General features: G+C 57.8%; 20 protein-coding genes. 7 read left to right on the top strand and 13 right to left on the bottom strand.

Annotation, left to right across the window (positions count from 1 at the left end; translation table 11 throughout):
• Positions 1 to 120: 120 nt before the first annotated feature.
• Together hflK and hflC are read left to right on the top strand one after the other, a co-directional pair.
• Positions 121 to 1,158: an FtsH protease activity modulator HflK gene (hflK, locus tag HRU82_14195; protein QOJ36026.1), complete on the top strand. Its 1,038-nt coding sequence runs from the start codon at positions 121 to 123 to the stop codon at positions 1,156 to 1,158.
• Entirely contained in the window at positions 1,155 to 2,015 is an 861-nt protein-coding gene (gene hflC / locus HRU82_14190) for a protease modulator HflC (protein ID QOJ36025.1), read from the top strand. Before hflK ends, hflC begins: the two co-directional genes overlap by 4 nt.
• A 5-nt stretch (positions 2,016 to 2,020) precedes the next feature.
• Here hflC and HRU82_14185 read toward each other — a convergent pair whose 3' ends face one another.
• The 3 genes from HRU82_14185 to HRU82_14175 all read right to left on the bottom strand — a co-directional run bounded on the left by HRU82_14185 (position 2,021) and on the right by HRU82_14175 (position 5,364).
• Positions 2,021 to 3,703 (bottom strand): formate--tetrahydrofolate ligase, encoded by a 1,683-nt coding sequence (locus HRU82_14185; protein ID QOJ37217.1) that lies wholly within the window; start codon positions 3,701 to 3,703, stop codon positions 2,021 to 2,023.
• Between the two features lie 201 nt (positions 3,704 to 3,904).
• Entirely contained in the window at positions 3,905 to 4,924 is a 1,020-nt protein-coding gene (locus HRU82_14180) for a peptidoglycan DD-metalloendopeptidase family protein (protein QOJ36024.1), read from the bottom strand.
• Between the two features lie 110 nt (positions 4,925 to 5,034).
• A complete protein-coding gene (locus tag HRU82_14175) occupies positions 5,035 to 5,364 on the bottom strand; it encodes a divalent-cation tolerance protein CutA (protein QOJ37216.1) in 330 nt (109 codons plus the stop codon).
• 324 nt (positions 5,365 to 5,688) lie between these two features.
• On the opposite strand from HRU82_14175, the gene HRU82_14170 reads away from it, so the two are divergent.
• A complete protein-coding gene (locus HRU82_14170) occupies positions 5,689 to 6,009 on the top strand; it encodes a rhodanese (protein ID QOJ36023.1) in 321 nt (106 codons plus the stop codon).
• Positions 6,010 to 6,017: 8 nt separating this feature from the next.
• Here HRU82_14170 and HRU82_14165 read toward each other — a convergent pair whose 3' ends face one another.
• The 9 genes from HRU82_14165 to HRU82_14125 all read right to left on the bottom strand — a co-directional run bounded on the left by HRU82_14165 (position 6,018) and on the right by HRU82_14125 (position 15,441).
• Positions 6,018 to 6,938: an SDR family oxidoreductase gene (locus HRU82_14165; protein QOJ36022.1), complete on the bottom strand. Its 921-nt coding sequence runs from the start codon at positions 6,936 to 6,938 to the stop codon at positions 6,018 to 6,020.
• A gap of 162 nt (positions 6,939 to 7,100) precedes the next feature.
• Positions 7,101 to 7,862 (bottom strand): TlyA family RNA methyltransferase, encoded by a 762-nt coding sequence (locus HRU82_14160; GenBank protein ID QOJ36021.1) that lies wholly within the window; start codon positions 7,860 to 7,862, stop codon positions 7,101 to 7,103.
• Positions 7,863 to 7,926: 64 nt separating this feature from the next.
• Positions 7,927 to 8,175 (bottom strand): exodeoxyribonuclease VII small subunit, encoded by a 249-nt coding sequence (xseB, locus tag HRU82_14155; protein QOJ36020.1) that lies wholly within the window; start codon positions 8,173 to 8,175, stop codon positions 7,927 to 7,929.
• Between the two features lie 69 nt (positions 8,176 to 8,244).
• On the bottom strand, positions 8,245 to 9,591 hold the full coding sequence (locus tag HRU82_14150) for an exodeoxyribonuclease VII large subunit (GenBank protein ID QOJ36019.1): 1,347 nt from the start codon (positions 9,589 to 9,591) through the stop codon (positions 8,245 to 8,247).
• A 35-nt stretch (positions 9,592 to 9,626) separates the two neighbouring features.
• Positions 9,627 to 10,406 carry a TIGR00282 family metallophosphoesterase gene (locus HRU82_14145; protein ID QOJ36018.1) on the bottom strand — a complete coding sequence of 260 codons (780 nt, stop codon included), beginning with the start codon at positions 10,404 to 10,406 and terminating at the stop codon, positions 9,627 to 9,629.
• 10 nt (positions 10,407 to 10,416) lie between these two features.
• Positions 10,417 to 11,985 (bottom strand): ribonuclease Y, encoded by a 1,569-nt coding sequence (gene rny / locus HRU82_14140; protein QOJ37215.1) that lies wholly within the window; start codon positions 11,983 to 11,985, stop codon positions 10,417 to 10,419.
• Positions 11,986 to 12,558: 573 nt separating this feature from the next.
• The gene (locus tag HRU82_14135) at positions 12,559 to 12,876 is read right to left on the bottom strand and encodes a cell division protein ZapA (GenBank protein ID QOJ36017.1); all 318 of its coding nucleotides are present in this window, start codon (positions 12,874 to 12,876) and stop codon (positions 12,559 to 12,561) included.
• Entirely contained in the window at positions 12,848 to 13,102 is a 255-nt protein-coding gene (zapB, locus tag HRU82_14130) for a cell division protein ZapB (GenBank protein ID QOJ36016.1), read from the bottom strand. Before zapB ends, HRU82_14135 begins: the two co-directional genes overlap by 29 nt.
• Positions 13,103 to 13,179: 77 nt before the next feature.
• Complete coding sequence (locus HRU82_14125; protein ID QOJ36015.1) at positions 13,180 to 15,441, bottom strand: transglycosylase SLT domain-containing protein; 2,262 nt, start codon at positions 15,439 to 15,441, stop codon at positions 13,180 to 13,182.
• Positions 15,442 to 15,555: 114 nt separating this feature from the next.
• On the opposite strand from HRU82_14125, the gene rlmN reads away from it, so the two are divergent.
• The 4 genes from rlmN (at position 15,556) to larE (ending at position 20,283) form a co-directional block, all read left to right on the top strand.
• A complete protein-coding gene (gene rlmN, locus HRU82_14120; GenBank protein QOJ36014.1) occupies positions 15,556 to 16,644 on the top strand; it encodes a 23S rRNA (adenine(2503)-C(2))-methyltransferase RlmN in 1,089 nt (362 codons plus the stop codon).
• A gap of 92 nt (positions 16,645 to 16,736) precedes the next feature.
• Positions 16,737 to 18,050: an insulinase family protein gene (locus HRU82_14115; GenBank protein ID QOJ37214.1), complete on the top strand. Its 1,314-nt coding sequence runs from the start codon at positions 16,737 to 16,739 to the stop codon at positions 18,048 to 18,050.
• Between the two features lie 12 nt (positions 18,051 to 18,062).
• A complete protein-coding gene (locus HRU82_14110; protein ID QOJ36013.1) occupies positions 18,063 to 19,412 on the top strand; it encodes an insulinase family protein in 1,350 nt (449 codons plus the stop codon).
• A gap of 43 nt (positions 19,413 to 19,455) precedes the next feature.
• Positions 19,456 to 20,283 (top strand): ATP-dependent sacrificial sulfur transferase LarE, encoded by an 828-nt coding sequence (larE, locus tag HRU82_14105; protein ID QOJ36012.1) that lies wholly within the window; start codon positions 19,456 to 19,458, stop codon positions 20,281 to 20,283.
• Here the strand turns inward: larE and atpF are convergent.
• Entirely contained in the window at positions 20,280 to 20,792 is a 513-nt protein-coding gene (atpF, locus tag HRU82_14100) for a F0F1 ATP synthase subunit B (GenBank protein ID QOJ36011.1), read from the bottom strand. The genes larE and atpF overlap by 4 nt on opposite strands.
• Positions 20,793 to 20,811: the final 19 nt, after the last annotated feature.

The raw sequence follows: 20,811 nt of genomic DNA, 5'->3' as shown, positions 1-20,811 counted from the left end.
TCATATATCAATATTTATTGATATGTCAAATACGGCCATTGATAAGTGTTGCTCGCCGCATCCCACTTTGCTAAGGTGGAACACTGATGCCCTCACGATGACTTGGAAGTGAGTCGAGATATGGTCTGGGACCCGAAAGATCCGTGGAGCAAGAAGGGCGACGATTTGGACGAGGCCTTCCAACAGGCCAAGGGCCAACTACGCAACTTATTGCCATCCGGCGGATTCCGCAATCTGCTGATTGTCGCCCTGACGATCTTCCTGATCTGGCAGAGCGCCTTCATCGTGGCGCCGGATGAAGAAGGAGTCGTCAAACGATTCGGCGTCCCGGTCCGTGTCGTCGATCCGGGACCCCACCTCAAGATTCCAGTGCTCGAAACCGTCTTGCAGCCGAAGGTGGCTAAACTCCATCGAGTGGAAGTCGGCTTTCGCACCGATCGACAGGGTCGCCAGCAGATGATCCCGCAGGAAGCCTTGATGCTGACCGGTGACATGAACATCTTGGCCATAGAGTTCATCGTCCAATATAAAATCAAAAGCTCCCGTGAATACCTCTTCAACGTCGCCGACATTCATGACACGATCGGGAAAGCAGCCGAGGCCTCGATGCGGGAAGTGATCGGCAAGAGCAAGATCGACGAAGCCCTCACCACCGGTAAAGCGCAGATTCAACAGGACACACAGGAACTGCTTCAGCGTATCTTGGACGAGTATAAAACCGGCCTGCAGGTCGCTGCGGTCCAACTGCAGGACGTGGATCCCCCAGAGGCCGTGGCCGCAGCGTTCAAGGATGTGACCAACGCTAAAGAGGACCGCGAAAAGCTGATCAACCAGGCGCAGGGCTATCGCAACGACATCATCCCCAAAGCCAAAGGCGAAGCGGCTCAGCTCGTCAATCAGTCAAAGGGCTATGCGCAGGCCCGCCTCAATCGAGCCCAAGGCGAAGCCAATCGATTCCAGGCGACACTCAAGGAATATCACCAGGCCAAGGACATCATCAGCAAGCGCATCTATATCGAAACGCTGGAGGAGATCCTACCCACGATCGACAAGGTGATCATGGACGGCAAGGGAGGCGAACGTGTGCTGCCCTATTTGCCGCTCGACCGTTTTTCGAAGCCCGCCCACTCCACCCCTGCGCAGGAGCCGACTCCATGAGCAAACAAGGAATCATGGTGGCACTGATCGGCATTGTCGTCGGTCTCTTCGTCTTGGGCGCCTCTCCGTTTTATGTCGTCGACGTGACGCAGAACGCCATCGTCGTTCAATTGGGTAAACCAGTCCGAAACGTGACCGAAGCCGGTCTGTATCTAAAAATGCCCTTCATCGAGGAGGTGACCTACTTCGACAAGCGCCTGCTGGACTACGATTCCAACGCCCAGGATGTCATTACACAGGACAAGAAGACCCTTCTCCTTGATAATTTCGCCAAGTGGCGAATCACCGATCCGCTCAAGGTGTATCAGGCATTTCAGAGTCAACGCGGCGCACTCCAACGCCTGCACGACATCATCTATTCGGAGCTGCGAGTGGAATTGGGGCGGCATGACCTTGCGGAGATCGTCTCCTCCGCTCGGGCACAGCTGATGGCCGTCGTCACTCAGCGGGCTAACGAGAAGGCCTCGGCCTATGGGATCGAGATCCAAGATGTCCGCATCAAACGCGCCGACCTCCCGGAGCAGAATGAGAAGGCGGTGTTCGCCCGCATGCAGGCAGAACGTGAGCGGCAGGCCAAGCAATACCGTGCCGAGGGTGCGGAGGAGTCTCAAAAGATCAAGTCCGAAGCTGAAAAGGACCGCGAGATCATTCTCGCCGAGGCCTACCGAGAGGCGGAGGAGATTCGCGGGGGAGGCGATGCCAAAGCCTTTCGAATCTATGCGGAAGCCTACCGCCAGGATCCGCACTTCTTCGAGTTCACCCGAACGATGGAAGCCTACCGAAAGACCCTCAAGGATCGAACCACCCTAGTGGTCAGCCCAGACTCGGAGTTCTTACGGTACCTCAAGCAGCGCTAGTTCGATCAGGCCAGCCCCGTGATTTCCCCCGAGCGCGGGTCGAAGTCGATCCGTTCCCCAACCGGCTTCTTAGGCAACCCCGGCATCAGCTGGATTCCCGAACAGACCGCCGTCAAAAAACCCGCGCCGGCCAGGATTCGAACTTCTTGAATGGGGACGGTAAAACCCGTCGGGCGCCCCTTGAGCGCCGGATCATGAGAGAGGGAAAGCGGCGTTTTCGCCATACAAATGGGAAGCTGCGCAAACCCCAATCGAGTTGCAAGTTCGATATCCCGCTCCGCCTGAGGGAGAAACGAAACCCCGGACGCACCATACATCCTGGTCACGATAGTTTCGATTTTCTTCTTGATGGGCCACGCCACATCGTAAAGCGGGGCAAACTTGCTGCCTTGCCGTGCCACCTCAACGACGGCCCGCGCCAATTCCTCTGATCCTCGACCTCCATTCGCCCAATGGGTCGAGATCGCCGCCGCCTCGGCACCCGCCGACTTGGTCCGTTCGCATACCCAACGTAGTTCTTCGGGAGGGTCGTCCTTAAAGGCGTTGACGGCCACGACGACAGGGACACCATGCGCCCGCACGTTGGCGATATGTTGCTCAAGGTTGGCGAAACCCCGTTCCAATGCCTCCTGATTGGGCCCCGTTAAGCCCGGTGGCAAGGGAACCCCCGATTTCACCGTGCCGCCCCCTCCGTGGAGTTTGAGGGCCCGAAGCGTCGCCACGACCACCCCCACGTCCGGGTGAAGTCCGGATACGCGGCACTTGATGTTAAAGAATTTCTCCGCCCCAAGGTCGCTTCCGAAACCTGCCTCCGTAACCACGTAGTCAGAACAGCGTAACGCCAATTGGTCCGAAACGATCGAACAATTGCCGTGAGCGATATTCCCAAACGGCCCAGCATGGACAAACGCCGGGGTGCCCTCCAAGGTTTGGACCAAGTTGGGTAGCAGGGCATCCTTCAGCAATACAGCCATTGAGCCGGCACAACTAAAGTCCTCCGCATGGATGCATTGTCCGTCTTCGTTCAGCCCGATTAGGATCCTACCGAGACGTTGACGAAGATCCTCATAATCGGCGGCCAAAGCCAGTACCGCCATAACTTCAGAAGCTTCCGTGATGACAAACTGGCCGGATCGCTTTCTCTTTGCATCCCCTAGCCATACGTCTCGCAGCGCGCGATCACTAACCCCGAGCGTCCTAGGCCATCGAATCCCTGAAGGATTCACGCGAAGACCATTTCCGTGGTACAGGTGATTGTCCACAAACGCCGCAAGGAGGTTATGGCTGGCCGATACCGCATGGGCGTCACCCGTGAAGTGCAGATTGATATCCTCCATGGGGAACACTTGAGCCCTTCCACCTCCCGTCCCACCTCCCTTGATTCCGAAGACCGGTCCCAAGGAAGGCTGCCTGAGGGTCACAACCGATCGGTATCCCAACCGACAGAGTCCCATGCTCAAGCCGATCGAGGTGGTGGTTTTACCTTCGCCGAGCGGAGTCGGGTTGATAGCCGTAACCAGAATATATCGTCCTATCGGTTGACGCTGCAGCCGGGCACTCAATCCTAAGGACACTTTCGCCTTATACCGCCCAAATGGAATGAGGTCCTCTGAAGGAATCCCAAGTGTCTGCGCCACCTCGAAAACATGCTTGGCCTTGATGGAGCGAGCGATTTCCAAATCAGTCATTGTGCTTTCTCCCATGCGGTCCAGGAGTTTGGTCAAAGCGGGGAGTATACCACAGGCCTGACAAGGCGCCTGGTCTCACAGGCTACCCATGGCACAGGCGAGACTCAATCATTCAACTGATGACAAGGGAGGAAACGTTGATCGTGAATGGAGAGCAGCTTGGAGTGTTAAAGAATTGGATGCAGCGAGGCTAGTCTAGAACTAGTCTAGAATGAATTTAGTGGGATCTAGTGCTTGACCGTTTTTCTTCACCATGTAATGCAGATGGGGCCCGGTTGAAAGTCCGGTGCTTCCAACGAGCGCAACAACATCCCCGCGCTTCACGCGCTGCCCCTCCTTCACCAAAGCTTTCGCCAAATGCCCATACACGGTCTCAATCCCATACCCATGGTCAAGTTTGACCATATTACCCATCTTGGAATCAAATGCCACGGTAACCACTCGCCCCAGCGCTGGAGCCTGTACGGGGGCATTCGGGGAAGCACCGATATCCAAGCCGTCATGCCAAGCCGGTTTTTCAGTAAAAGGCGACACTCGGGGTCCAAACCCAGATGTGACCCATCCACGGACAGGCCAAATGGACGGGGTTGAAGCCCACTGAGCCGATCGCTGTTCGGCAATCTGAGTGAGGCTCTCGAGCGCTTCCTCTTGCTGTTTAGCTTCACGCGCAAGCGCATCAAGACCTTCTCGAACCTGCTGTGCCACTTCTTCCAGGTTTTCCATGACAAATTCCGGTTCAACCTTGCTGACTTCACGAGGGTCGGGGGGTGCCTGACGTTGATCGCCTGCCGAGGTAGCCGCGCTCGTCTTGGCCCCACCATCCTTGGTATCTGGTATGGGGCCCTCATCTCCTCCTCGCCCATTTGCAAGGTCACCGGTAGGCTGGGTAGAGTCAATGCCGAGCATGACGCGAAGGCGTTGATTGACTTCCCCCATCGTTGACAACCGCTTTTTAAGATCTTCAATCGCGGAAGAAAACGCGGCTGTCTGCTCTCTGGCGCTCATGGCTTCGGCTCGGAAAGCAGATAACTGCCACACCTCGCCGGTGCGAATCACATAGTGAGAAATAACAAGCAAATCGGCCACAATTAAAATAGCAGCCAAAATCAATAACTTGCGTACGAACTTCCGAGGAAAGCTAAACCGAAGCGGCTTCGAAGACGATCCTCGAAAGACTACGACGGTATAGGCATCACTGGTTTCGGACGTTTGCTGGCTCATCACGCACTCTCCCCTTCACGGAATCGCAGTTTAGGGTCGCTTGGGCAGTGTACTGATCTCAGCTTTAGTGGTCAACCCTTTGTTTATCGAACTGCAGCCAGGAAAACCAACTACTTAAAAGTTTCTTTTCGAATCCAATCCAGATAGGCCGCCGATCCTACCACGATCGGTAGGCCAATAATCTCTGGAACTGTGTAGCTATGATGTTGTCTGACCATTGTCTCCAACTGCGGAAACAGATCCAGGGTCGTTTTGAAAACAATCAACCACTCATTGGCGGCGGAAAGCTTAGCTTCCCACCAAAAAATAGATTGAACCCCAGAAAGAATATTCGCACAGGCGGCGAGCCGAGACTCTACGAGTAACCTCCCGATCCTTTCCGCCTCCTCCGCTGAGGAAGCGGTCACAAAAACAATTATCGGCGATTGAGCTACCTCCACAGCATCCCCGCTTGGCAAAGCAAACTCCGTACCATGAGATTAAGCCTCGCGCCTGACCGACGAACCCTTCGTACACGGCACCATGGCGCCTTTTCCACGTCAGTTCTTCGTTAGATGAAGTGAGCGCTGAGCAAGATTGCACACCGCTGGGGAAAAATGACCACTCGCCCAGACGACGGTGCTTTCACACCGTCCGGTGCTGATCGGCCTCGCGCGGCATTGCGCTTCTCACCAACCCCCTCCATCCCTCGGCCAGAGCCACCTCCAGTTGACACCCCTTTCCAGGGTCCCTTATGATCCCGGCATTCAGATGGAGGTATGCAAATGAGCTTCACGATCACGCCTACAGAGCTGAAGGCGAGACTCGATAAAGGCGAAAAACTTGTACTAGTGGATGTCCGTGAACCATGGGAGTACGCCATTGCCAAGCTGGAAGGTTCCGTTCTGGTCCCATTGGCTACCCTTCCGCAAGCGTTGGGCAAGCTTGATCCCGATACAGAAATTATTGCCTACTGCCATCACGGCATGAGAAGTGCCGATGCGACGGGATTTCTACTCCAGCAGGGCTTTGGAAACGTCAAGAACCTAATCGGCGGCATCGATGCGTGGTCGATTCAAGTCGACCCAACGATTCCTCGGTATTAGGTTTTGTATCAGACGCGCTCACGGAAATATTCGACTGTCCGCCTCAGTCCCTCTCGCAGGTCCACCTTGGGCTCCCAACCAAGCTCATGGCGAAGCTTCGTCGAATCGATCACACTTCTCGCTTGTTCCCCTTTCTTCGCAGGCCCGTGCACTTCCTTGAAATCGACCTTCATAAGATCAACCACCATGCGGAACAAGTCGTTGACAGAGGTCTCGACACCGGTTCCCACGTTATAGACTCCGCTAACTTCCGGCGCCATTGCCGCCATGTTGGCTTCAACGACATCCTCCACGAAGACAAAGTCTCTCGTCTGGCGGCCGTTCCCATTGACCACCGCCTGCTCCCCCCGCAACATCTTTTGAATGAAGATCGCCACGACCCCTGCTTCTCCCTCCGGGTCCTGCCGAGGCCCATACACATTCGCGTATCGGAGACTCACCACCTGCATCCCGCTGAGCCGATTGTAATAAAACAAGTAATGCTCGCCGCACAACTTGCTGATGCCGTATGGAGACAAGGGCTGGGTCGCATGCGTCTCAGGCGCCGGGAACACCTGCTGTTCCCCATAGATTGCTCCCCCCGATGAGGAGAACACGATCTTTCGCGCACCATGCTTGGATACCTGATCAAGGACGTTTAACGTGCCCAGCACATTGACCTGGGCATCAAACATTGGGTCATCGACAGAGCGGCGGACGTTCATCTGGGCCGCCAAATGGAAGACCACCGCCGGCCGTTCGTTGCGAAACACCCGTTCCAGCTTAGGGCTTTCGATATCGAGCTTGTAGAACTGGGCCACCTTAGGAACATTTTTTCGCTTTCCCGTGACCAGGTTATCTACCACCACAACATCGTGCCCCTCTTGCAGTAACCGATCCACCACATGCGATCCGATAAACCCAGCCCCTCCGGTGACCAAGACTTTCATACGTGTTCGTACCCTTCCGTTATCGAAGATCCTGGCAAGCCATCTTCCAGTCAGCGTCACTCAGAGTACACCTTCTGAGAGCGCCCGCAAAGTGTTTTCGTCTTGCCCAGGTCGCCGCTGCCCGTGGCTCGCGAGCTTGCTCAAGCTCCCTGCCTGAGTCAGCTATCCATCAAAGGCGCGTCGAAACCAAGCCAAGATCTCCCGGTTCCCTTTGCGCCCTTCGATCGGACAGTCCATACGGCCCGCCACCGCAAGGCCCAGGCCCCCTGCGCAGGCAATCACTTTCTGGACGGCCGCCTCTCGAAGAGCCTCATCTCGCACAATACCGCCCCGCCCGACTTGCCCTTTCCCCACCTCGAACTGTGGCTTAATAAGGGAGAGCACGATCCCGGATGGAGCCAAAAGCGGAACGATGCACGGCATGACCAGAGACAAAGAAATGAAAGACACGTCGATGACGACCACATCGAAGGGCTCTGGTAGCACGCCTGGGGCAAGGTGGCGAATGTTAGTGCGCTCGAAAAGAACCACACGTGCATCCTGCCGCAAACGCCAATCAAACTGTCCATATCCAACATCCACGGCATACACCCGGGCCGCCGCCCTTTGCAAAAGGCAGTCGGTAAACCCTCCTGTCGAACACCCCACATCCAGGCAGATTTTTCCCCTCGGATCGATCTGAAACTCATTCAATCCCGCAGCGAGTTTCTCGCCGCCGCGACCGACATAGGGAGAAGCTCGCCCTATGATCTCCACCTCGGCGTGCGAGGGAATCGGCTTGGCCGCCTTATCGACCATGACTCCATCGACCCTTACCAATCCGGCCAGGATCAATCGCGCTGCATCCTCCCTGCTCGTCACGAGGCCGCGAACGACTAAGGCACGGTCTAACCGTTCTCGCTCATGAGAAAGTCTGGACTTCATGGAATGCACAGTACGAAACCAGGAAGGGTCTCAACGGAAGGTCGATGCACGGTCTGAGCTGCGTTTACGTAGACGGCTCCGCTTCGTCTTCACTGAGGGAAATAGCCTGAATACGCCGTTTCCCGTCCTTCTCCTGCACCAAAATCTCTACTTTGCGTTCGGCATCCTCCAACATTTTGAGACACGTTTTGGATAGTCGAATGCCTTCCTCAAAAATTTTCAACGAGTCGTCCAGGGGCAGGTCCCCCTTCTCCAATTCAGCGACGATCGTTTCCAATCGCGCCATCGCATATTCAAATTTGATCGCAGCCACGCTGTGTCTCCTGCGCAGTTATGAGACCGCGCATTATTGCCTGCCCCCATGGAGAGGTCAAGCCACCCACTACCGCAAGACTTCGTGAACCACGCAGACAAGCTGTCCTTCGGCCAAATGCGCCTGGAGGACTTCTCCCTGCTCGACTTCGGAAGTCCTGCGCACGACCCGTCCGTCCGAAACCTTGCGCACGATACTGTACCCTCTTTTCAGGATGGCCAGAGGGCTCAACGCATCGAGCGCGCCCATCTGCGCCATCACAACCTGCTTCCGGTGCAGAAGGATTCGACGAGTTTCCTGCTCCAATCGCCGACAAAGCTGAGGAACCAGCACCAGGGCTGTCTGAATCCTGCGTTGCGGACTGTTTGTCAACAAAGCGTGGTGTCCGGCCATTCCGCTGCGATGAAGCAGCATCAGGCGCTCTCGAAACGAATGCACCAATCGCTCACTCACATCATCCACTCGCTGGGCTAGGCCTTGCATTCGAAACCTCGTCTCTCGCAGCACGCCGATCGACCGTTCCCACCGATGTCGTTGCATCATCAAGGCGGTGTGCATGACCCGGCGGAGGCGCACGGTCGCATCGCCCAACCGATCCACAATCTCTTGCAAGACTGGCACAACTGCCTCCGCGGCGGCAGAGGGAGTCGGTGCCCGGTAATCGGCCGCAAAGTCCGAAAGCGTAACATCGATCTCGTGGCCGACGGCGGAGACGACCGGCACGGGCGACTGTACGATCGCACGCACCACCACCTCCTCGTTGAACGCCCACAAATCTTCCCACGAGCCGCCGCCTCGCCCGACGATCAACACGTCAACCTGAGGCAAGGCACTCAGAGAGGCAATCGCTTCCGCAATCAGTTCGGCCGCGCCGTCTCCCTGCACCGGAACGGGCGCGATTAACACATTGGTGAGCGGGTTGCGACGACGAAGCACCGCGACAATGTCGCGAATCGCAGCACCGGCCAGAGAGGTGACCACACCGACCGTAGTCGGGAATGCCGGCAAGGGACGCTTGCGCGCCTCATCAAATAGACCCTCAGCCGCAAGACGTGCTTTCAGTTGTTCGTAGGCGAGTTGGAGAGCCCCAATCCCCTTTGGTTCGACCGCTTCGACCACGAGCTGATATTCTCCACGCGGTTCGTACAGGGTGATACGCCCCCTTGCAATGACGGCCATCCCCTCCTGCAACGCGAATCGCAGTCGCTGGGCCGTCGTGCGGAATAAGACGCCACGCAACTGGCTCTGATCGTCTTTCAGGGTGAAATACACGTGCCCGGATGAGGGAACCCGAAGATTCGAGATTTCCGCCTCTACCCACACGTCAGGAAACTGCCGTTCGAGCGAATCTCGAATCAGTCGCGTGAGGCTTGAAACGGAAAGAATGGGATGGAGTAATGCGTGGTGACCGGTCATGCCTCAGTACGCTGAGAGAATGAGTGTGGTCGCACTCAGTCGATCACGCGAATGCGCTCGATCGACAGCGCCTTTCCCACGACAGCATCCAAATCGAGGAGGACGGCACAGAATACCGTGGGGCCCCCTGCCACTTCGAAACGACGCGGCATGCCCGTGAGAAATTTTTCGATCGCCAATTCTTTCTTAATACCGATCACAGAATGAAGCGGACCGGTCATTCCGATATCGGTGATATAGGCCGTCCCTTTCGGAAGGATCTGCTCGTCCGCAGTCTGGACATGGGTGTGAGTCCCGACCACAGCCGTCACCAATCCATCCAGGTAATGGCCCATCGCCATCTTCTCAGAGGTTGCCTCGGCATGCATGTCCACCACGATAGTGGGCACCTCGGCCTTGAGTCGTTCGACTTCTCGCTTGCCCACCTGAAAGGGACAATCAATCGTGGGCATGAAGGCACGCCCCATCAAATGCAAAACGGCCACCGATTGACCACCTGGGGTGGTGAATACATAACTGCCCTTCCCGGGAACACCGGCCGGATAGTTGGCTGGGCGCAGGAGCCGCGGTTCGCGCGGAAAGACATCGAGAATTTCTTTTTTATCCCACGCATGATTCCCGGTCGTGATGACCGACACGCCCAACTCGAAGAGATCGTCGACCAGGTCAGGCGTGATGCCGAATCCTCCTGCAACATTTTCTCCATTCCCGACCACCACATCGACTTCGTGCCTGGCCACCAGCCTCGGCAGAAGACGAGCGACAGCCCGTCGCCCAGGCTCTCCCATGATGTCGCCGATCATCAAGACTTTCATCGCCACACGCTCATTTTGCAAAGTCGACGAATCGACTCTCCCGAATCACCGTCACCTTGATTTGGCCTGGATACGTGAGCTCCTGCTCGATCTTCTTCGCCAACTCCCTGGAGAGCTGAAAACACTCAGGATCGCTCAAATCCTCCTGCTTGACGATGACGCGAATCTCCCGTCCCGCTTGAATGGCGTAGGCTTTCTGTACACCCTTATGAACGGTAGCCAACGACTCCAACTTCTCCAGGCGTTTGACGTAGGACTCCAGGGCCTCGCGACGGGCGCCGGGACGCGCGGCGGATAAGGCCTCCGCAGCCGCGACCAGCACGGTTTCGGGACAAATCGCCTCGACCTGTTCATGGTGCGCCGCAATAGCGTTGACCACCTTCGGATGTTCGCCGTACTTCTTGGCGATTTCCGCGCCCAACATGGCATGCGGGCCTTCTTCCTCGTGACTGACGGCCTTGCCGATATCGTGCAGGAGCGCGCCTCGCTTGGCCAACTTGACGTCCAACTTCAATTCGGACGCCATGATACCGCAGATATAGGCGGCCTCTCGCGCATGATAGAGATTGTTTTGACCATAACTCGTGCGATATTTCAGCCGCCCAAGCACCTTGACCAACTCCGGATGGAAATCGGACAGGCCGACTTCGAAGATCACCTTCTCGGCCTCCTCGATCATCAACTTCTCGATGTCCGTCTTGACCTTTTCGACGATCTCCTCGATCCGAGTCGGATGGATTCGACCGTCATGCATCAGCCTTTCCAACGATACCTTGGCAATCTCGCGACGCAAGGGGTCGAACCCCGAAATAATGACGGCCTCCGGAGTTTCGTCGATGATGAGATCAATGCCGGTCGCAGCTTCGAGCGCGCGAATGTTTCGACCTTCCCGCCCGATGATCCGCCCTTTCATGGCGTCATTGGGAATCGGCACGACTGAAATCGTCGCCTCATTCACATAGTCACGCGTCACCCGTTGGATAGAGCACGCAATGATTTCCCGGGCCTCGCGCTCGGCATTCTCTTTCGCTTCTTCCAAGAGACGCTTTGCAAGCCCCGCCGCATCCAACCGGGCTTGGCTCTCCATTTCCTGGATCAGTTGACGCTTCGCCTCCTCCGCCGTCAAGCTGGCTACTTGCTCAAGTGCCTCCCGATGTTGCCGGAGGACCTGCGCGCAGGCTGCTTCCTTGTGCGTCAGCCCTTCTTCACGCTTCAGCAATTCCTGTTCGCGCCTCAAGACCTCCTGGTCGCGTTTTTCGAATGTCGTGATCTTCTTATCCAGACTTTCTTCCCGCTGCGACAGACGCCGCTCGATGTTCGCAACCTCGGCCAGTTTCGCCTTCTGCTCCTTCTCCAGTTCCGTCTTGGCTTGAAAGAGCAAATCCTTGGCCTCCAGCCTAGCTTCCTTCAGGACCGTCTCAGCCTCTCGCTGAGCCGATTGAAGGATCTGAGCCGATTGATCCTCCGCCTGACTGTGACGCGCCAAGACTGAGCGTCGACGCAAGACTTCGTACAGCCCCACTCCGAGGCCCGCTCCCACCAACGCGATGATGATGCTCACGACAATGTTGAGAGTAATGGGAAACACCTCCCTGAAGGCGGTCGGCCATCAAGCCATGACCGCACGAATGGATGCACGTATCGAAAAGACAGAGGGTCGAGGAGCGCAGGGATGAGAGGAAAGACGAGACGGAAGGAAGCCCGACAATTTGAGCAGGCAGAAAAACGATTGGAATCGCCAGATGCTAATTCAAATAGAGGGGTGGCCGCCCTCGATCTGAATCTAAACCTCTATTCCTGTATAGACGATACGACTGCATTCGCCGATGAGGAATAGCCTGACGCACAAGGCATGGAACAGGGCGACCTGCCCGTACAAATACCCGTTCGAAGCACGTCACCGCCCCGCCTGCGCTATTGCGCGACGGAGCCACGCCCCTGCGGGCGCTTTGCAGGACCCATCCGACCACAACCACCGTAAAAAGCACGACAAACGAGAACGATTCCATATGGTTAGCGCTCAAATACCGTCTTCAGATATTCTGTCCCTTTGTCTCGAAACTTCCCTTCCTCTCCTAGCTTGGCGTTGACCCTCAGGTCAAAACGACATGCGAAACGATAACAAAGGAGTGCGGTGAAAGCAAGGTGAAACTCAGCGTGACAACATAGACGGCATCTGCTGATCAATTGATTCCATCAGGGACGCCATACGCCGATCGACGTCCGCCTCTCCCTGCTTATATTTACGTTCCGACTCCATCCACTCATGGGCGATGTTCAGGGCTGCCAAGACCGCAAGTTTGGCGGGAGTGGCCGAGCGCATCCCGACGGCGACATGCTTCATCTGCCGGTCCACGACTTCGGCCAGCTGTTTCACATAGGCTTCATCCGCATCGCCGTTGATGGTATACCGCTGGCCATAGATCTCCACGTCAATGGTCTTAGTCAAGCGCCACCTCCTTGGGTTCATCCAGGCATTCCAACAAGTCGATCTCCCCGATGACTTTTTCAATCCGCGCGCGGATGTCCAGCCGTTCCTGTTCCCACCGTCGATTCTCATCGTCACGAATGGCAACCCGTTCCCGTGCCAAACGTAGGTCGTCTTCCAGTGAGGCATTCTTGCGCTTGAGATCCTGAACAAGCTTCACCAAATCCCGAATCCGAACTTCAAGAGCATCAAGACGGTCTAAAGTCATGGTATTTCCTCATGTCAGAATGGTAGTGGCGTACACCGGGTATCGGGGGCGAAATATAGGAAGTTCACTCCGCCTTGTCAAGAAACCGGCGCCGGTGCAGGCGTTCCACCGTACAGGCGTCGATACTCGCCATAACTGCGCAACACGCGCTTTACATAGAGGCGCGTCTCTTGATAGGGGATGAGTTCGACAAATTCGTCTTGGTCTCGCCCGCGATGGACCGCAGCCCAAGCATTCACGGCCATCGGCCCGGCATTGTACGCCGCAACCGCATAGGCCAGATTGCCCCCATACTGCTCAACCAATTGGCCAAGATATCGCACCCCCAGCCGAATATTCGTCTCTTGGTCGAACAAGTCGTCCCGACCGACCGCCGACAACCCATATCGTTGCGCCACCGCGTTCGCAGTAACGGGCATCAGTTGCATCAAACCGATCGCCCCCACGACCGACACCGCCTTGTCATCGTACTGGCTCTCTTCACGAATGATGGCGGCCGCCAGGAAGGGATCCACCACCTTAATGCCTTGCGCAACGATCGTGGGGAGCAACCCGGTCGGATAGGCCACCGCCCAGAGCGCAGGCGTGGTCGGCAATCCGCTCCGTTCCAGCTTCTCCCGGAAATGCACCTTGGCCACGCGTAGGGCCGGATAATAGGCCCCGACTTCGTACAGCAGGCTCGAGAAGGCCAGCAAGACGTCAGGGTCCCGACTGTAATGTTCTGTCAAAGCCCCGAGTTCACGGGCCGCATCATCCGACAAACCCAATAATTTTAGCTCCATGCCACGCTGATACAGGGGGTGCCGTTCGATCTCCGCGCGCCGTAGGTCCGGCAACCGGTCTCCTTCCCCATTTGGCCGTTGCTCGACGGACACGGTGGCAGGGATGGCCGACAGGGGCCCCGTGCGGCCGGCGGCCAATTGGCAGTAATAACTGTAGGTATGCTGTTGGCAAATGCGCGCATAGGACTCGGTCAACGGCACGCGTTTGTCGCGTTCCTCAGCCCGTGCGGCCCAATACATGGCTTGGGGCTCGAAGCCGTTGACGTGGAGGTCGACCAGGCTTTTGAACGTATCAGCCGCCTCCCGGTACCGCGCAGTCCGATATTGCGTCCATCCCACGCGCCAGAGCCCTTCGGCCCGCTGGCTCGCCGAATCCCCAAGTTTGGCGACCTGGCGGAACATGGCAATCGCATCATCAAATCGAGCCTGATCCTCCAGCCAGACGCCGGCAAACAAATGGACCAGGGCGCGCTGATCCCCTCCCAGCGCACCCTGCGCAGCCGTGCGTGTCAATTCGAGGAGCTTGTCGCCTTGGTTCTGCCGCAAGTACACGCGCGCCAGCCACACCGTCGCCTCGGCAGATTCCTGCACGCGATCGGCCACCAATCCACGAAAAGTCTCTCGTGCCTGATCGTACTGTTTGAGGCGAACGTGCGCGATACCCATCTTCAGCTTGGCTTCGGAGCGGCGCGGGTGGGAGGGGGCCAAGGCCATGAACCGGCGCAATTCGTCCACAGCCTCCGCTTGCATCGCCAACCCCAGAAAGACCTGGGCGCGGACGTAATGATCCTCTGCCGTCGGCACCCAGTATTCCCCACCGACGCCTGCATCGAGTCGTCCTTTGGCTTCGCGCGCTTCGGGTGACTGGGGGTATCGAAGCCACAACTGTTTCAGCGCGTGGCGGGCTTCGAGCCATCGATTGCCTCGTGCATGGCAGTCGGCCTGGTGCCACCAGGCCAAGGGAGCCGCCGCATCCTTCTCGGCAAGAGTTACCCCACGCTCCAACCATTCCACCGCGCGGGGACACACGTTTGCGCCATACCACGCCTCTCCCGTACGGTAGGCGACCTTGGCAATCAGATTCGAGTTCGGGACAGCCTTCGGGATGGTTTCCAGCAACTCAGCAGCTTGGACAAGCTCATTCGTCTTGATCAGGGAATCCGCAATCCAAAAGCGCAGGTAGTCATCAAGGAGTGGTATTTCCGGTTGCGCGGCGCGAAGCCACTTCAAGGCTTCGGCCGGATCCCGCTCTACCTGCAGCACACCGAGCAAGAGTCCGGCACGTTTCGCCCAGACGGTCGAAGGATACAAGTCCACCACTCGTCGCAGCTGATCACGCTTCTGCACGAACATTTGTTCACGTTGTGCGGCTCCTCCGGTCCGTTCATTCAGCGCGGCGGCCGACCGGAAACAATCTTCAGCCGACACACAGGGAGTAATCGTCGGGGGTCGCGGGTCAGGAGGCTCTGCTACGGCCAGGACGAACAGGCCGGACACCAGGATACCCGCCGCGAAGGCCGTCACGATGAAACGTCGGGGAGGTGCGGTCACGATCATGTCGAAGTGACTGGGAATGAAGGGTCGCAGGCCTCATTATAACGAAATGCGCGAGAAACGCGACCTCGATCGCCTTGCTTGTCAGGAGTTTTTTCGCCGTGTTAGGCTCTCTTCATGCTTCCATTCCCTCCCCCCCCCACCGATCTCTTAGCCTTGTCCGAAGGGGCCATGGTCGAGTTCGTCCGAGAACGGGGCTGGCCGACCTATCGCGCCGCCCAAATTCTGCGCTGGTTGTACCAGGGTCGGGTCCGGTCCTTTGCGGAGATGACCAACCTGGCACAGAAGGATCGAGAACACCTGGCCGCCTCCTGCATCATTGGGCGCACTCGAACCGTTCAGACCTTCGCCTCTCAGGACGGCACCACCAAATTCGTCCTGACCCTTGCCGATCACACGAACATTGAATGCGTCCTCATCCCCGACGACGAACGACTGACCCTCTGCCTCTCCAGCCAGGTCGGCTGCACACTCGATTGTGGGTTTTGTCTGACCGGAACGTTGGGTCTCACCCGCAATCTGCGCCCCCACGAGATCGTCGACCAGGTCCTCCTGGCACAGGACCATTTGACGGCAGAACAACGGATCACGAACCTGGTCTTCATGGGCATGGGCGAACCACTGGCCAATCTCGACGCGGTGAGCGAGGCCATTGAGCGCCTTACCGACAGCACCTGGGGACTAGGCTTTTCCCCGCGGCGGATCACCATTTCAACCGCAGGACTCGCCTCTCGACTCAGGGACGTGGCCGCCCTCAAGGTCAACCTCGCCATTTCCTTGAACGCTCCCACCGACGACCTGCGCCGCGAGGTCATGCCGGCCGCAAACCGACTCCATCCGCTCGACGCGCTTCTAACAGCCTGCCGGAACTATCCATTGGCGGAACGTGACCGCCTTACCTTCGAATACGTCCTGCTGGCTGAGGTCAACGACCGACCGGAAGACGCGGCGCGACTGATCAACCTGCTCCGCGGTCTCCGCGCCAAGGTCAATCTGATTCCCTTCAATCCCTTCCCCGGCAGTCCCTATCGACGTCCGACCGAGCAAGCGATCGCCCGCTTTCAGCAGACCCTTCGCGACGCGCACGTGGACGCGTATCTTCGCCGCAGTCGAGGCCGCGATGTCCTCGGAGCCTGCGGGCAACTAGGCCGTCTCGGCTCCTTCGAGCCGACGGTCGCCTTGACACAGATTGAAAGCCGTTGTTAGCATGCTCGGTGAACATGCGTAGACAGCGTCCAGCCTGCTCTTCCGTGCGTACCGCTCTGTCGGTGCTTGTCGTTTCCGCGCTTGCCGCGACCGTGACGCTTACTCAGCCCTTGGCGGCCCAGGCCGTCGAACCGAAAGAATTCACCCTGTCGAACGACATGAAGGTGATCCTCGTCGAAGTGCCCAAAGCACCGGTGGCCACGGTCCAGGTCTGGTACAAAGTGGGATCGCGCAACGAAGTCATGGGTCGCGCGGGCCTGTCCCACATGCTGGAACATATGATGTTCAAGGGCACCGCCAAGTACCCAAAAGGAACGTTTTCCAGGCTGGTGCGCAAGAATGGGGGCATGGACAACGCGTTCACCAGCCAAGACTTCACCGCCTATTTTGAAAACCTGGCCGCCGATCGCGTCAGTCTGGCGCTGGAGTTAGAAGCTGATCGGATGCAGGGACTGATCCTGGACGCCAACGAGTTTAAGACGGAACGCGAAGTGGTGAAGGAAGAACGACGGCTCCGGAACGAAGATGACCCTCAGGGTGCCCTCGTTGAGGCCCTGTTTGCCCAGGCCTTCATGAGCCATCCCTACCACTGGCCGGTGATCGGATGGTTTTCGGACCTGGACGCCATGAACCTGGACGATCTCCAGCGCCATTACGACACTTATTACTCCCCCAATAATGCGACATTACTCGTGGTCGGCGACATCAAAGCAGAGACGCTGCTCCCCACGATCACGAAGCTGTTCGAGCCGATCCCCAAGGGCCCCTCTCCCAAACCCCTCACCGCAACAGAGGGACCGCAACGCGGCGAGCGGCGGTTTTTTTTGAGGCGCGAGGCGCAAGTCCCCTTCGTCATGATGGGGTACCGGGTGCCCAACTATTCCAGCGACGACTCCTATGCCCTGAATGTGTTGGAGGCCATCCTCTCGCACGGGAAGAGTTCCCGGCTTTACCAGAATCTGGTCTACGAGCAGAAAACCGCGTTGGCCGTGGGCGCCGACTACGGCCTCATGCAGGCAGACCCGGGGTTATTCTATTTTTATGCCGTGGTGAAGCCCGGGGAAAAGGTAGAGGCGGTCGAAGAGGGGCTCTTGAAGGAAATTCGTCGGCTACAGACCGAACCGCCGACCGACCTGGAGCTCCAGCGTGCCAAGAATCAAATCGAAGCGGCCCATATCTTCGAACAGGATTCCAATTTCCGGCAAGCCATGTTGCTGGGAGAGGCAGAGACCGTCGGAGCGGGCTGGCGCAAGGTAGGGCAATTCGTCGAACGGACGCGGGCAGTGACAGCGCAGGACATTCAGCGGGTCGCCACCCAGTACCTGACGGCCGACGCCCGTACCACTGGTATCTTGCTTCCCCACCCCCCACAGCCGCAGGCCGCGTCATCGGCCCAAGCCCAGTAACGAGTAGGACGCATGATACGACCACTTCCGGCTCTCAGACTCCTTCTCGGGCTGTTCCTCGCACCCCTCGCCATCGCCTCCCTGAATCAGGCTCACGCGACGGAGATCATCCCCACCAGGACCGTCACCGCCAACGGCATGACCGTGCTGTTTTTGGAGCAACACTTCCTTCCGACCGTGGAGATCCATGCCCTGATCAAGGTGGGTTCGGCCCAAGATCCGCCGGACAAGGCGGGGCTGGCCAATCTGACCGCAAGCCTATTGGATGAAGGCACAACGACTCGAACGTCTCGGCAAATGGCCGAACAGATCGATTTCGTCGGAGGGTCCATCGGAGCCAACGCCACCGAAGACTTCACCACCGCCTCGGCTCGGGTTCTCAAGAAGGATGCCGACCTCGGCTTTACCCTCTTGGCCGACATGCTCCAACATCCGGCCTTCCACAAGCAGGAATTCGAGCGGGTGCGGGCCCAGATCCTCGGCGAAATTGTGAGCGACGATGACGATCCCGGCAATGTCGCGATGAAGGCGTTCCATCAATTGATCTTTCACGGCCACCCCTACAGCTGGCCCACCCACGGCACCGAAGACACGCTGAACAAAATCACGGTCGCCGATGTGCAGCAATTCCACGCCAAAGAGTATGTGCCGAACCAAACGATCCTCGTCGTCGTCGGTGACTTGACGCAAGAGCAGGCGACGGCGCTGGTGCAGACCCATTTCGGATCATGGAAACGCGGTCCTTCGACCCTGTACGGCGTCAAGCGGCCAGCCCCGCTCGATCGCAAAATGGTGCAACTCATCGAGAAAGATTTGACGCAATCGACGATTGTGCTCGGCCATACCGGGATCAGCCGCTCCAACCCCGACTATTATGCCGTCACGGTCATGAACTACATTCTGGGCGCCGGCGGGTTCTCGTCCCGGCTCATGGATTCGATCCGCGACAAACAGGGGCTGGCCTACGGCATCATGAGCCAATTCGATACCAGGCTCATGCCCGGTGCGTTTCTCATCAATCTCCAGACGAGGACGGAGTTCACCAACCAGGCGATCACCGGCGTGTTGACGGAGCTCAAGGGAATCCGCGATGCGGCGGTGACCGATCAGGAACTCAGCGAAGCCAAGTCCTTCACCATCGGCAGTTTCCCGCTCCGGGTCGATTCGAGCGCAAAACTGGCAAAGGTGCTGGCCCAGGTGGAATTCTATAATTTGGGATTGGATTACTTTACGCAATATCCAAAGGCGATCGAAAAGGTCACGAAAGACGACGTCCAGCGCGTGGCCAAACAGTACCTCGATCCTCAACATTACGCCTTGGTGGTGGTCGGCTCGATCGCCAAGGCCAAGGTCAAGCAATAGCACGACCGGCTGCCCCAGCCGACCGTCGATATCTTGTCGTACCATGAGCTCCCCCACGTCGCTTACCGCAAAAATTGCCCGCGCCCGACGTATCCTTCGAGACATGCAGTCGGTCATCGTGGCCTTTTCGGGGGGAATCGACAGTTCGCTCGTGCTGAAGCTAGCGCATGACGAATTGGGCTCGCAGGCCGTCGGCATCACGGCCGTCTCCCCGACCTTCCCGGCCAGCGAACTCGATGTAGCCAGACAGACGGCGACTGAAATCGGGGCCAGCCATCGCATCGTCACCACCGATCAATTGGACATCCCGGAATTCATTCGTAACGATGCCGCCCGCTGCTACCACTGCAAAACTGATCTCTACTCGTTACTGCGGGCGCTCCGTGAGCAGCATGCGACCCACTACATCGTCGACGGCACGAACACGGATGACCTGGGAGATGACCGACCCGGATTGAAGGCCGCCCGGGAGTGGGGAGTCCGCAGCCCGTTGCTGGAAGCGGAGTTTTCGAAAGCCGACATTCGCGAGGCGGCGCGGGAATTGGGACTCTCGAACTGGAACAAACCGGCGGCAGCCTGTCTCTCATCTCGCGTGCCACGCGGCATCACCATCACCCGAAGCATCCTTTCACGCATCGAACGGGCCGAAGCCGCCCTGGCCCGAGAAGGATTTCGCCACTATCGTGTGCGCGACCACGAAGACATGGCTCGCATCGAGCTCGGCGCAGACGAGCTGGCACGCTGCCTCGAAGGCGGACGGCGAGAACGAGTCGCCGCAGCCCTGAAGCAGCTGGGCTATCAGTTCATTACGTTGGATTTGGAAGGATATCGCCAGGGGGGCGTGAGCCTGCCCCCCGGCAGATCAGACTAGTTTCGGCTCTGGTAGGTCTTGGCCAAGGCATCCAAGGCTTCATCTGCCAGGCGGCGGTGATCCGCATCAGTCAACGCACGCCCCACGACTTTCTCCGCCACCATCAGGGCCAGGTCGGTTGTCTGGGAACGAATATCCTGAACGGCCTTCCGACGCTCGTGTTCGATCTCACGTGTGGCGTCACCCTTGATACGCTCGGCATCCACCGTCATGCGCTGTTCGTTCTCTTCCATCAACCGCTGGGCCCGCTCCTTGGCCTGTGCCAGAAGCGCTTCCGCCTCTTTCGCCGAGGCCGCCAACTTGGCTTCGTATTCCTTGAGGATCCGTTCGGCTTCCGTGCGGTGGCGCTCGGCCTGATCGAGACTGTCCTTGATCTTCTTCTCCCGCTCTTCGAGCATGCTCAGCAGGCTCGGGAACGCGTACTTGTAAAGGAGGAAGAACAGGATCCCGAAGGACAGGATCTCCCAGAAGATCAACGATGAGAAGAAATGCGATTCAAATTGAGGCATAGTCTGTTACCCACATGAG

Source organism: Nitrospira sp. (genome assembly GCA_015709715.1).
In the GTDB taxonomy this organism is placed as follows: Bacteria; Nitrospirota; Nitrospiria; order Nitrospirales; family Nitrospiraceae; genus Nitrospira_A.
Note: the sequence above shows the minus strand (reverse complement) of the source record. Positions and strands in the feature narration are given on the sequence as shown.